The sequence below is a fragment of the Devosia sp. MC1541 genome, from assembly GCF_012847305.1.
Taxonomy (GTDB): Bacteria; Pseudomonadota; Alphaproteobacteria; order Rhizobiales; family Devosiaceae; genus Devosia.
Genome location: NZ_JABBDZ010000016.1, coordinates 19982 through 31888 on the forward strand (window position 1 = coordinate 19982; position 11907 = coordinate 31888).

An 11907-nucleotide genomic window follows, 5' to 3' on the forward strand; every position below is an offset into this window, starting at 1 on the left:
CCCGGGGCGGAATATGAACGCTTGGACGTGCTCGGAAACGGGCCACGAGCCGGACCCCTAAATTCGCGCCCGCTCTAACACAGGAAAAGCAGGCACTGCAAGGCTTGCGCATGGGATTCAGTCGTTGCGAAAGTGTCGCAGGCCCGATTGCGCTTTTTATTGGGATAAATTTCCAAGCACGACTTGCTTTTCGCGCCAAGAACGGTCGGGTTTTTCACAGGGAAAATCTGCTCCGACAGAAATTTACATGAAGCTGACGGGGTCTATGTCAATTTGGACGCGCAAATCACCCTTGGCTTTTTCTGCACTCGCCAGCCAAAACCGCACATAACCGGACAAATCGAAGTCTCGGCCAGACTGCGCGAGAAGACGCACGCGGTGACGCCCCCTTATCATAGAGACAGGCGCGTCCGCTGGCCCAAAGAGCCGGACCCCATCGGCCATGGGCGCGGAGGTGAGGAGCATACGGGCATGAGCCATGGCCAGCGCCTGCTCGCCTGAGGAAACGATTAGCGCCGCAAGACGCCCGAAAGGCGGCATGCCACCGGCTTCTCGGGCATGAAGCTCGGAGGCATAGAAGGCCTCTCGATCCCCGCTTACCATGGCTTTCATCACCGGATGATCGGGGTGGTAGGTCTGCAAGAACGCCTTGCCGTGCTGCGAGGCGCGGCCAGCGCGGCCTGCAACCTGCGTGAGAATCTGGAAGGTTTTCTCCGAGGCGCGGGGGTCGCCGTGAGCGAGCCCGAGATCGGCATCCAGCACGCCAACAACAGAGAGCTTCTCGAAATGGTGACCTTTGGACACCAGCTGCGTGCCGATGATGAGATCAAATTCGCCACGTGCCACTTCAGAGAATCGGTCGCGCAACTGTGTATGCGAACCCATGTCCGTGGAGAGCAACACCCGACGCGCGTCGGGGAATCGCACCGCAGCCTCCTCAGCCACGCGCTCAATGCCCGGCCCAACGGCTGTTAGGCTTTCTGTATCCCCACATTCGCCGCAGACTTTGGGCGTTTTCATCTCATGGCCGCAGTGGTGGCACATGATGACACCACGGAATCGGTGTTCCACCATCCACGCCGAGCAGTCGGGGCATTTATATTGATGCCCGCAGGAGCGGCAGAGGGTGAGCGGCGCGTAGCCGCGACGATTAAGAAAGAGAAGCGCCTGTTCGCCCCGATCCAAGGCAGCAAAAATCTCGCGGGCCAGCGTGGGCGCGATCCACTCCCCTTTTTCCGGCCCATCGGTGCGCATGTCGAGCGCAGTGATATTGGGCATGGCCGCTTCGGCAAAGCGCGAAGTGAGCCGAACATGGGCATAGCGCCCCTGATTGGCATTGTTGCGCGATTCGACCGAAGGGGTGGCCGAGGAGAGGATGACGCGTGCCTTAGCAAATTGAGCCCGCACGATCGCCATATCGCGGGCGTGGTAGGTAAAGCCTTCTGATTGCTTATATGCGCCGTCGTGCTCTTCATCGAGCACCAGCAGCCCCAGCTCGCGGAAGGGCAAAAACAGGGCCGAACGCGCGCCAACGACAGCACGGACCGTGCCATCCAAGACGCCACGCCAGATCTTGGCGCGTTGCGCAGGCGTCAAATCCGAGTGCCATTCTGCCGGGCGCGTCCCAAAACGGCGGGTGAAGCGATCGATGAATGTATTGGTGAGGGCGATTTCAGGCAGAAGAATCACCGCCTGACGCCCGGCACGCAGCGTATCGGCCACCGCTTCAAAGAAGACTTCGGTTTTGCCGCCCCCAGTGACGCCATCGAGCAGAGCAACGCCAAAATTGTGGGCGCCCGTCTCTAATATCTGATCGAGCGCACTGTGCTGTTCAGGGCTAAGCGTGGATGGCGCCGCATCAGGATCGGGAATTTGGACGATGGGAGCGGCGGGCAATTCGATTCGCTCAACCACACCCGCCTTTTCCAACCCCTCCACCACAGAGGCTGACACCCCGGCCGCGCCAATGAGCGCAGGCTTGGGCCAAGCCATGTCATCGACCAAAATCTCAAGCACGCGCTCACGCGCGCTGGTCATTTTATCAGGCACAACGCCGGTGCGACGGAACGCAGTTGTCGGCTTGGGCGCATCCAACGCTTCGGGGGAGCGCAGAACGCCGCGCAAAACCTGACCGGGCGGGGTAATCGTATAGCGGGCAACCCAATCGACCAGACGCATCAGCTCGTCAGAGAGCGGGGGAACATCATAGGTCTGGGCGATATCGCGCAGACGATTATGCGCAAAACTGTCTTTGGGCACACCCCAGACAACACCCAAAACCAAACGCGGCCCCAAGGGCACAGACACGATGGAGCCACGCTCAACGCTCATGCCGTGAGGCACGCGATAGCTATAGGGCCCCTCTACGGCGACCCCGACCATGACGGCGACAATGTCTGGGCGATCTAACATGAGCCCTTTTGTGCATGAGAGCGCAGGCGTGACAAGAGCCGAGGGCCAAGCTGTCAGCGCCAAATTTGTTCGCTCAATGTTCTAGAAGGTTAAGGCCTCGTCTACAATCCACAGCCGTTGTCGCAGGGCAGCTAGAACCAAAGTCGGGGCTCCGCCGCCCCTAGTGAATACCTTAAGAACGCGAACTTATCCGGTCCCGTCGGACCGTCTGGCCCAATGGCCCTATCCTCACTCACGTCTGCTGCCTATGGACACCCCGCCAACGAGCGACCGCCCGCGCCGTCGCGACGCCGCTAAACATATTTTGCACCCGCACACCCTTCGCGACGGCATGAGGATAGCCCCTCAGCCGCATGTTCGCGCCTCAGCGATGGCCGGGGTACAAGCGGCGCTGACCGGCGCGATTGCCATGCCGCTGATCTATATCTCGCCCTTCGCCCATCTCCTCAGCTTTGCCGCGCTTGGCTCTATTGTCGCCCTTTACGGGCGCTTTGCGCCCGCGCAACGAAGGAACTGGTTGCTGCTCTATTGCATGCTGTCGCAGACCGCTGTGGTTCTGGTCACATCGACCGCGGCTTGGCTGGGCGCCCCAAACCTTGTCATGCTGATCGTGCTGGCGCTGTGCTGCGGCGGACTGATGTTCGTTCAACAGACGGTCAAGATGGGCGCGCCGGGAGCGCTTTTGATGGTGTTTGCAGCAGGGGCATCCTTCGACACGCCCGTGCGCTTTGTCGAAATCATCGAACGTGGCCTGACGGTGATGCTCGTTGGTTTGCTCGCCTGGGCAATCTGTTTTCTCACGGAGAAATTCCGCAACGACCCATCGGCCTTTGTGCCCGGTGAGCCCGCCCTGCCCCGCAAGCGGCGCATTGAAGTAGCGCTCTCTATTACGCTCGCGACGTTTCTAGCAGCGGCGGCCTCCCAGCTGATCGGCGCTTCTCACCCGTCGTGGGCGGCCATGGGGGCGATGGCAGCAATGACCGGGCCACACCTCTACCATGCGCTCCATCGTGGGGTTCAGCGCCTTTTGGGCGTCGTGATTGGGGCCGCCATTGCTGGCGTGATTCTGATATTCGAACCCAATGTCTGGCAGATGATGGGGCTCATCGTCGGGCTCCAGATCATCACCGAAATCATCATCGGCTCGAACTATGCGCTTGGGCAAATGCTGGTAACGCCCATGGCGCTGCTGATGACAGTGATCGGCATGCCGGGCGTATCGGGCTTTCACATGGCGAGCGAGCGTATCTGGGACACGCTGATCGGAGCGGCGATTGGATTGGTGCTCGCCATATTGCTCTCATCACAACCAGACCGCCTAGAGTTGGCCGCCTATAAAGCTGCCAAGGGCAACAAGAGCTAATCGGCTAGAGTTTATTCATGCAAAGGCGCTAGGGTCTCTCTATGACCGATAGCGCCTTTGCCACCGATCCTTTTGTCCGCGATAGCGTTGAGAACTGGCTCAGAGAGCTGGGCTCGATCAAGCGTCTCGCCCCCAAAACGCTGGAAGCCTATGGGCGCGACATTGGCCAGTTCATGAGCTTTTTGTCTGGCCATATGGGCGGAGCGGTGACGCTCGCCTTTCTAAAAGACCTGCGCGGCGCTGATATTCGCGCCTTTATGGCGGAACGGCGCAATGACAGCTTGGGCTCCCGCTCGCTGGCGCGGGTCCTGTCGTCGCTGCGCAGCTATTTTCAATTCCTAGAGCGCGAGGGGATCCTTACCTCCGAAGCCCTCAATGTCATCCGCAGCCCCAAAATCCCCAGAACACTGCCAAAGGCCCTGACTGTTATTGAGGCCAAGCAAGCGGTGAGCATGGCGGGCGAACGTGAGGACAGGCCGTGGGTCGCGGCAAGAGATATGGCGGTGATTGCCCTCTGCTATGGGGCGGGCTTGCGTATTTCGGAAGCCTTGGCCCTGCGGAAAGCCGATTTGGAAAGCACGACACTGCGCGTCACCGGCAAGGGCGGCAAGGTTCGCATGGTGCCCCTCATCGCCTCCGTGCGCGCTTTTATCGACAGCTATCTTGGCCTTTTGCCCTTTGCAGTGAACACAGACGAACCCATGTTCCGCGCTATTCGCGGCGGTGTTCTGGGCCCCAGACCAATCCAAGCGCGCATGGAATTGTTACGCTCGGCCCTTGGCCTGCCACAAACTGCAACACCGCACGCGCTGCGGCACTCTTTTGCAACCCATTTGCTCGGCAAGGGGGGCGATCTGCGTGCCATCCAAGAGCTATTGGGCCATGCCAGCCTATCGACAACGCAGATCTATACGGCTGTCGACACCGAGCGGCTTTTGGAAAGCTACGCCCTGGCGCACCCGCGCGGCTAATTGGACGAATTTGCAGGCTTTGGGCTTTCGCGCTGTCCAAATCAGCGTCTAAGCTTCTTGCATGACCACACAAATTTCCCCGGCGCCGCGCAGTGACCTTTTGGGCTATGGCCTTGCCTTTGCGGGGGCGGCGCTGTTCTCGACCAAGGGCGTTTTCATCAAGCTCGCCTTTGCTGCTGGGGTAACAACCGAGGGCACGCTGGCGCTGCGCATGCTGGTCGCCCTGCCCGTCTACCTCGTGATTCTGGCGATACTGCTCTCACGCCGACCGGAACTGAAGGCGCTGCTGACGCCCAAAACGCTCGCGGCCTCAATGGCGGTCGGAGCCCTAGGTTATTATCTCTCAAGCTATCTCGATTTCGCAGGGCTGGCTTTTGTTTCAGCCCAATATGAGCGGCTGGTGCTGTTCACCTATCCGTTCTTTGTGCTGCTCTTTGGCGTTTGGTTTTTCGGTGACCGGATGATCTGGCAATTGGTGCCGCCCATGTTGGTGAGCTATGCCGGACTGCTGGTGATCTTTGTCTGGAACCTCACCGTGTCGCCCGATGGGCTTTGGCAGGGTACGCTTTTGGTCTTGGGATCTGCACTGACGTTCGCGCTCTATCAGCACTTGGCCAAGCGCCAAATGCTGATTCTGGGCTCAGGGCTGTTCACCTGCATCGGCATGGCGACAGCGGCTGTGCTGGCCATCGGCCAATCTGCCGTGCTCGACGGGGTCGCTGCCTATGCCCAGTATGACAGCTACATCTGGTCTCTTGCGTTCATGCTCGGGATTTTTGGCACGGTGCTGCCGTCGTTCTTGCTGAACACGGCAATCTCGCGGATTGGCGCCCGCGCCACCTCGTCGACGGCCAGTTTTGGACCCATCGTGACGATTTTGCTCGCCGTTGTCATTTTAGGTGAAGCCTTCACCCCTTATCACGCGTTAGGCACTGCACTTGTTCTTTCAGGTTCATGGCTCTTTGCCAAAAAGGAGCGCCAGTACAAAATCAAAAGCGCATGACGCTTGGTTCCCATACGAAACGGCCTTAGGCTTGGAACCAATTCAAGTGCATCTGGGGTAAGACGACTATGAGAACATCAAGCAAGGGCCTGAGCTCTTCCCTCCTGATCGCAGCACTGATGGCCGGCCTGACATTGCCAGCATCAGCGCAAGACACGTCGGTAAATTTTGGCGACGACACTTCCGAATGGGCCAATGACGGGGAATGCGATGATCCTCGCTTCGCGGGCGAAAACATGGCCGAGGAACTGGAAGCCGCCGACACTCTAAAAGACGCGACCGACTGCCAGACACTGTTCGATGCGGGCAAGATCACCCTCGCGGAAACAGCAGACGAAGCTGATGCTGCTGGGGCCGTGGCACGCGCAGAGGCTATTGCCGATGCTGAAATTGATTTTGGCGATGACAGCTCCGAATGGGCCAATGACGGGGAATGCGATGACCCGCGCTTCACCGGCGCGAAAATGGCGACGGAGCTTCTTCCCGAAGATGCTCTAAAAGACGCGACGGATTGTAAGGCGCTGTTTGACGCCGGAGACATCACCCTCGCAGATGGCGGCGGCGACGCTAGCCTCGAACGCACAAGCATCGACGACATCGACTTTGGCGATGATTCTTCGCAGTGGGCCAATGACCTCGAATGCGATGACCCACGGTTTGCCGGCCCGGGCATGAACAGCGCCCTGCTGCCGGAAGACGAGAAGGCTGACGCCTCTGACTGCCGCGAAGCCTATGAAGACGGGACCGTCCACCTTGTCGGCGAAGGCGAGGACGAAGCGGCAACGCCGGTTCGATCCGCTGCGGCGACTGCATCTCTTGAGGCCATCGCGCGACGCATCGATTTTGGGGACGATAGCGGCGAGTGGGCCAACGACGGCGAATGTGATGACCCAGACTTTTTCGGGCCTGGCGCGTCGAATTTGACGGATGGCGGGACACGGTCGGCGGATGCGAGCGACTGCCGCGCAGCGTTTCTGACAGGCGATGTTTCGTTCAAGACAGTCGACCAGCTCAACGTCGCATTTGACTTTGGCGACGATAGCTCGCGTTGGGCCAATGACGGGGAATGCGATGATCCACGTTTTGCCGGGACAGGGCTCAATAAGAAGATGCTGTTCGAGGACATTATGAGCGACGCCAGCGACTGCGAGGCGCAGTTTAACGCAGGCAGTGTCACCATCAAGCCGGTCTACACGCCCGAATATGCCCTCGGCGCGCCCTATGATAGCAGCGAGATCGACTTTGGTGACGACACCTCAAGCTATGCCAATGATGGCCAGTGCGATGATCCGCGCTTTGAAGGGCCAGGGGTCGCAGGCACCGTGTTCGAAAGCGATACACGCGCCGACGCAACTGACTGCAAATCGGCTTATGAGACCGGCAAGGCAATGCTGATCGACGCCGAGTAATCTCTCTGGTGGTCAACAAAAAACGGCGGGGTCAACCCCCGCCGTTTTTCATTTCACTATAGCGATAGCGCTATTAAGCGACCTGACGCTCGACCATCATCTTCTTGATCTGCGCAATGGCCTTGGCGGGGTTGAGACCCTTGGGGCAAACCTTGGTGCAGTTCATAATGGTGTGGCAGCGATACAGCTTGAACGGGTCTTCAAGATTATCGAGACGGTCATTGGTGGTTTCATCGCGGCTGTCGATGAGCCAGCGATAGGCCTGCAGCAGCGCCGCCGGACCAAGATACTTCTCACCGTTCCACCAATAGCTTGGGCAGGAGGTCGAGCAGCAGGCGCACAGAATGCACTCGTAAAGACCATCGAGCTTGGAGCGGTCTTCAACCGACTGCTTCCATTCTTTTTCCGGCGTCGGCGAGGTGGTCTTGAGCCAAGGCTCAATGGCACGGTGCTGCGCATAGAAATTGGTCAGATCGGGAACCAGATCCTTGACCACTGGCATGTGCGGCAGCGGGTAGATTTTCACCGGACCGGTGGAATCGTCCATGCCCTTGGTACAGGCCAGCGTATTGAGCCCGTTGATATTCATCGAGCACGAGCCACAGATGCCTTCACGGCAAGAGCGGCGCAGCGTCAGCGTGGGATCGGTGTTGTTCTTGATATAGAGCAGCGCATCGAGAACCATTGGGCCGCAATTGTCGAGATCGACGAAATAGGTGTCGATCCGCGGGTTCTCGTTTTTGTCCGGGTCATAGCGATAAACATGATATTCGCGCAGACGCGTCGCGCCTTCAGGCTTGGGCCAGGTTTTGCCCTTCTGCGGCTGGTCTGCCTTGCGCAGGGTCAGTTCGGCCATTTCTCAACTTCCTTTCGACACGCCGCTCAACTCGGCGCGAACACCGTAAAAGCCCGATTAGTAGTTCGGCTTGCACACTTGGTTCGATTTGGCGACGTAGGCATTGTAGGCGACGTAGTCTTCAGACTTGGGCGATCCGCCCTTCATCGAAGAAATCACGACAGCCATAAAGCGCTCATCAATCAACGACATGGCCGCATCGGCCTTGCACGCACACAGCTCTTGGTTCTGCGAGATATTCAAGCACACCTCGAAGAACTCCTGCTTTTGTGCGGCCGTCGGAGTGGCTGCATAAGCGGGAACCGCCAAAGCGAGGCTCATGCACACGGCACCTGCAATAGTGAGCTTATTCATGCGCTTACCTACGTGTAATTTTTACAGGACGGGGACCGAACATGGAGTCGATCGTGCCCGCATAGCTGTCGTTACCATCGCTGGCGAACTGGCCAATAATTCGTCCCGACGCATTGGTCAGCGCAAAGCCCGTCCCTGCACTCATCCAGCCGCGCGCATCGCTAAAGTCGCTCGAACAGAAACCGGTCTGATCGAGCACCTTGGCGCCAGCACTGCCGCTTAAGGAGCCATTGCCGAACGACACCTGGCAGCTGCGGGCAAATTCGTCGCGAATGTACCAAGTGCCCATCGGCGCGAACAAGGACGAGGGCGAGCCATCGCTGGAGACGTGGAACGAGCCGCCCGTGACCACACGCTGTCCGGTCTGCGGATCAATCTGGCTCGTCGTCGTGATAAAATTATTGCCCTCTGACGAGGTCACCGACTGCTGGCCGAAGGTGCCCGACCCAGAGCTATAAGTGCTTGGGCCGGTGTCGGTGGTTTCACAGCCAGCCAAAAGAAGCGCCACGCCGAGGGTGAGGCAGCCTGCGGCTATGCGTTGCGGTTTAGTCATAACCATTGCTTCCACCAAACCTTAGTAAACGCGTGCTTTTGGCGCAATTTTCTTGAGATCGATGCCGCCCTGATCCTGCGGGGTCAGCGGGTCAAGAATGACCGGGCGATAGCTCAGTTCGACCGCGCCAGTGTCTACATTAACCCGGCTCAGCGTGTGCTTGCGCCAATTGCCGTCGTCGCGATTCGGGAAATCCTCGTGCGCATGCGCGCCGCGGCTTTCCTGACGCGCTTCCGCCGAGACAACTGTGGCAATAGCGCAGGTCATCAGGTTTTCCAGCTCCAGCGTTTCCACCAGATCCGAATTCCAGATCAGCGAGCGGTCAGTAACCTTCACGTCTGGCAGACGCTTGTAGATTTCGCTCATCTTGACGACGCCCTGCTTGAGCGAGTCATCGGTGCGGAACACAGCGGCATCGGACTGCATCGTGCGCTGCATTTCATCGCGCAGCTTGGCGGTCGGCTGGCTGCCGTTGGCATTGCGCAGACGATCAAAGCGCGACAGGATTTTAGCGTCTTCAGCCGCATTGATGCCCGGCACCGGTGCTTCACGGTCAATAACCTGACCGGCACGGATTGCGGCCGCACGGCCAAAGACCACAAGGTCGGTCAGTGAGTTCGAGCCAAGACGGTTGGCGCCATGCACCGATGCACAGGCCGCTTCGCCAACGGCCATCAGGCCCGGCACGATGCGGTTTGGTTCGTCTTCGGTCGGGTTGAGCACTTCGCCGTGGTAGTTCGCCGGAATGCCACCCATATTGTAGTGAACGGTCGGTAGAACCGGGATCGGTTCACGGGTGAGATCGACACCAGCGAAGATCTTGGCGCTTTCGGTAATGCCCGGCAGGCGCTCATGCAGCACCTTTGGATCAAGGTGATCAAGGTGCAGATAGATATGGTCCTTGTTTGGACCGACGCCGCGACCTTCGCGAATTTCAAGCGTCATGCAGCGCGAAACCACGTCGCGCGAGGCAAGGTCCTTAGCGTTGGGCGCATAGCGCTCCATAAAACGCTCGCCCTCGGAATTGGTCAGATACCCGCCTTCGCCACGCGCGCCTTCTGTGATCAGAACGCCAGCGCCGTAAATGCCAGTCGGGTGGAACTGCACAAACTCCATGTCCTGCAGTGGCAGGCCAGCACGGGCGACCATGCCATTGCCGTCACCCGTGCAGGTGTGAGCGGAGGTGGCCGAGAAGTAGGAGCGACCGTAACCGCCGGTGGCCAGAACCACCATCTTGGCGCGGAAGCGATGCAGCGTGCCATCGTCGAGCTTCCAGGCAATAACGCCCTGACACTCGCCGTTTTCGCCCATGATCAGGTCGAGCGCGAAATATTCGATAAAGAACTGCGCTTCGTTCTTGATCGATTGGCCATAGAGGGTGTGGAGGATCGCGTGGCCGGTACGGTCAGCGGCAGCGCAAGTGCGCTGGACCGGAGGACCATCACCAAACTCGGTCATGTGACCGCCGAACGGGCGCTGGTAAATCTTGCCGTCCTGCGTACGGCTAAATGGCACGCCATAGTGCTCGAGCTCATAAATCGCCGCAGGCGCTTCACGCGCGAGATATTCCATGGCGTCATTATCGCCGAGCCAGTCCGAACCCTTGACGGTATCGTACATGTGCCACTGCCAGCTATCCGGGCCCATGTTCTGGAGCGAAGCGGCAATACCACCCTGCGCCGCCACAGTGTGCGAGCGGGTTGGGAAAACCTTGGTGATGCAGGCGGTGTTAAAACCCTGCTCGGCCATGCCGAGGGTCGCGCGCAAACCCGCACCACCCGCGCCAACAACCACCACGTCAAATTCGTGGTCGATCAATTCGTAGTTGGCCATGAGTTCAACCCCAGAAGACAAGCTTGAGCACGGCAATGATGCCGAGCGCGCCAAGCAGCAGACAGAAAAGCGTATTGAGAAGCATGGCCAGATCGTAGATCTTGCCGTGCATATAGTCCTCAAGCGTATCGCGCATGCCATTGCGCATGTGGATCGCGGCCACCGCGATCAACACAGCCAATGGCAGGCCGATGTACCAAGCACCAATCAGCTCAACCACGTCGGAGCGATCTTCGCCCGCCAGTTGAACCATGATGAACAGGGTCAGTGCGAGAAGGACAATATTGACCGCGCCGCTTACGCGCTGGGTAATGAAGTGGCGTGTCGAAGCGCGCGCATTACCATAATGCGATTTCGGATTGGCGATCTGCTCATAAGAGATTTTTTTGTCGCTCATGGCTTAGCCCACCCACACAAAAACAGTCCAGATCACGAGCGTGATCACAACCGAAGCAATAATCGTTGCCCAAGCCATTTTCTCGCGCTGGCCCGGCTCCATCATTGCAGCGCTGTCCCAGACGAAGTGGCGAATGCCACCGCACATGTGATGAACAAGGCTCCAGGAAAACAGGAACATCACGATCTGGCCAAACCAGCTGCCATAGACGCCGTTGACCACATCCAGCGCATCAGCGCTGAAGGCAGCCGCCAGCAGCCAAATGACGAAAAGCGAAACACCAAAGTAGTTCGCAATGCCTGTGGCGCGGTGAAAGATGGACATCGTCATGGTGACGGTCCAACGGTAAATCTGCAAATGCGGCGAAGTGGGGCGGGCTCTGACCGTCATGGGGACTCTGTTCCGGGACCGGCTGGCGCGACGAGGTGTCGCGGACAGTTTGGAATTGGTCTAGGTTTTAGACTCACGGCGTCCGGAAATCAAAGCCCTCCGACAGCCGGAAGCTCATACTTTCTGCGCAAGCCGCACTTTGTTCGCAGAGCGCACAAGACGTTCGCACCCCGCCTCGGACTTAATACTGCGGATATTTTACTAGATTGGCAGCGATTTAGGCGATCGGCGTAATAAAGTTTTGACATAAAACTATCGGTAAACATCTGTCACCAAGCAGAATTCAGAACTACACTACAATCAACGCGCCGCAGCGCAAAGTATTGTAATCAATAAGTAATATCTGAGTGGGAAGCTTTCAAGCAT

11 protein-coding genes are annotated in these 11907 nt (G+C 58.5%); 4 read left to right on the plus strand and 7 right to left on the minus strand.

The features are described 5' to 3' along the window. Positions 1–243 precede the first annotated feature (243 nt). Positions 244–2412: a primosomal protein N' gene (locus HKD40_RS14625; protein WP_169196527.1), complete on the minus strand. Its 2169-nt coding sequence runs from the start codon at positions 2410–2412 to the stop codon at positions 244–246. A gap of 247 nt (positions 2413–2659) precedes the next feature. On the opposite strand from HKD40_RS14625, the gene HKD40_RS14630 reads away from it, so the two are divergent. From HKD40_RS14630 to HKD40_RS14645, 4 genes are all read left to right on the plus strand, one after another. Continuing rightward, complete coding sequence (locus tag HKD40_RS14630; protein ID WP_169196528.1) at positions 2660–3775, plus strand: FUSC family protein; 1116 nt, start codon at positions 2660–2662, stop codon at positions 3773–3775. 41 nt (positions 3776–3816) lie between these two features. Next, positions 3817–4746, plus strand: coding sequence for a tyrosine recombinase XerC (locus HKD40_RS14635; RefSeq protein WP_169196529.1), 930 nt, complete (start codon positions 3817–3819; stop codon positions 4744–4746). A 61-nt stretch (positions 4747–4807) separates the two neighbouring features. After that, complete coding sequence (locus tag HKD40_RS14640; RefSeq protein WP_169196530.1) at positions 4808–5749, plus strand: DMT family transporter; 942 nt, start codon at positions 4808–4810, stop codon at positions 5747–5749. 68 nt (positions 5750–5817) lie between these two features. Next, the gene (locus HKD40_RS14645) at positions 5818–7158 is read left to right on the plus strand and encodes a hypothetical protein (protein WP_169196531.1); all 1341 of its coding nucleotides are present in this window, start codon (positions 5818–5820) and stop codon (positions 7156–7158) included. Positions 7159–7231: 73 nt separating this feature from the next. Here the strand turns inward: HKD40_RS14645 and HKD40_RS14650 are convergent, their stop codons facing one another. The 6 genes from HKD40_RS14650 to sdhC are packed head-to-tail and all read right to left on the minus strand — an operon-like array spanning position 7232 to position 11541. Then, complete coding sequence (locus tag HKD40_RS14650) at positions 7232–8014, minus strand: succinate dehydrogenase iron-sulfur subunit (protein ID WP_169196532.1); 783 nt, start codon at positions 8012–8014, stop codon at positions 7232–7234. Positions 8015–8071: 57 nt separating this feature from the next. Beyond that, positions 8072–8368: a hypothetical protein gene (locus tag HKD40_RS14655; protein ID WP_169196533.1), complete on the minus strand. Its 297-nt coding sequence runs from the start codon at positions 8366–8368 to the stop codon at positions 8072–8074. Between the two features lie 4 nt (positions 8369–8372). Further along, positions 8373–8921 carry a hypothetical protein gene (locus HKD40_RS14660; protein ID WP_169196534.1) on the minus strand — a complete coding sequence of 183 codons (549 nt, stop codon included), beginning with the start codon at positions 8919–8921 and terminating at the stop codon, positions 8373–8375. A 21-nt stretch (positions 8922–8942) separates the two neighbouring features. Further along, positions 8943–10754, minus strand: a complete 1812-nt coding sequence (sdhA, locus tag HKD40_RS14665; RefSeq protein ID WP_169196535.1) for a succinate dehydrogenase flavoprotein subunit — start codon at positions 10752–10754, stop codon at positions 8943–8945. Between the two features lie 4 nt (positions 10755–10758). Beyond that, positions 10759–11151 (minus strand): succinate dehydrogenase, hydrophobic membrane anchor protein, encoded by a 393-nt coding sequence (sdhD, locus tag HKD40_RS14670; protein ID WP_169196536.1) that lies wholly within the window; start codon positions 11149–11151, stop codon positions 10759–10761. 3 nt (positions 11152–11154) lie between these two features. Then, positions 11155–11541, minus strand: a complete 387-nt coding sequence (gene sdhC, locus HKD40_RS14675) for a succinate dehydrogenase, cytochrome b556 subunit (protein WP_169196537.1) — start codon at positions 11539–11541, stop codon at positions 11155–11157. Between the last annotated feature and the right edge of the window lie 366 nt (positions 11542–11907).

Excerpts from the sequence above, each read along its gene's own strand:
- HKD40_RS14625 (WP_169196527.1), bottom strand. The coding sequence starts at position 2,412 with ATGTTAGATCGCCCAGACATTGTCGCCGTCATGGTCGGGGTCGCCGTA.
- HKD40_RS14630 (WP_169196528.1), top strand. The coding sequence starts at position 2,660 with ATGGACACCCCGCCAACGAGCGACCGCCCGCGCCGTCGCGACGCCGCT.
- HKD40_RS14635 (WP_169196529.1), top strand. The coding sequence starts at position 3,817 with ATGACCGATAGCGCCTTTGCCACCGATCCTTTTGTCCGCGATAGCGTT.
- HKD40_RS14640 (WP_169196530.1), top strand. The coding sequence starts at position 4,808 with ATGACCACACAAATTTCCCCGGCGCCGCGCAGTGACCTTTTGGGCTAT.
- HKD40_RS14645 (WP_169196531.1), top strand. The coding sequence starts at position 5,818 with ATGAGAACATCAAGCAAGGGCCTGAGCTCTTCCCTCCTGATCGCAGCA.
- HKD40_RS14650 (WP_169196532.1), bottom strand. The coding sequence starts at position 8,014 with ATGGCCGAACTGACCCTGCGCAAGGCAGACCAGCCGCAGAAGGGCAAA.
- HKD40_RS14655 (WP_169196533.1), bottom strand. The coding sequence starts at position 8,368 with ATGAATAAGCTCACTATTGCAGGTGCCGTGTGCATGAGCCTCGCTTTG.
- HKD40_RS14660 (WP_169196534.1), bottom strand. The coding sequence starts at position 8,921 with ATGACTAAACCGCAACGCATAGCCGCAGGCTGCCTCACCCTCGGCGTG.
- sdhA (WP_169196535.1), bottom strand. The coding sequence starts at position 10,754 with ATGGCCAACTACGAATTGATCGACCACGAATTTGACGTGGTGGTTGTT.
- sdhD (WP_169196536.1), bottom strand. The coding sequence starts at position 11,151 with ATGAGCGACAAAAAAATCTCTTATGAGCAGATCGCCAATCCGAAATCG.
- sdhC (WP_169196537.1), bottom strand. The coding sequence starts at position 11,541 with ATGACGGTCAGAGCCCGCCCCACTTCGCCGCATTTGCAGATTTACCGT.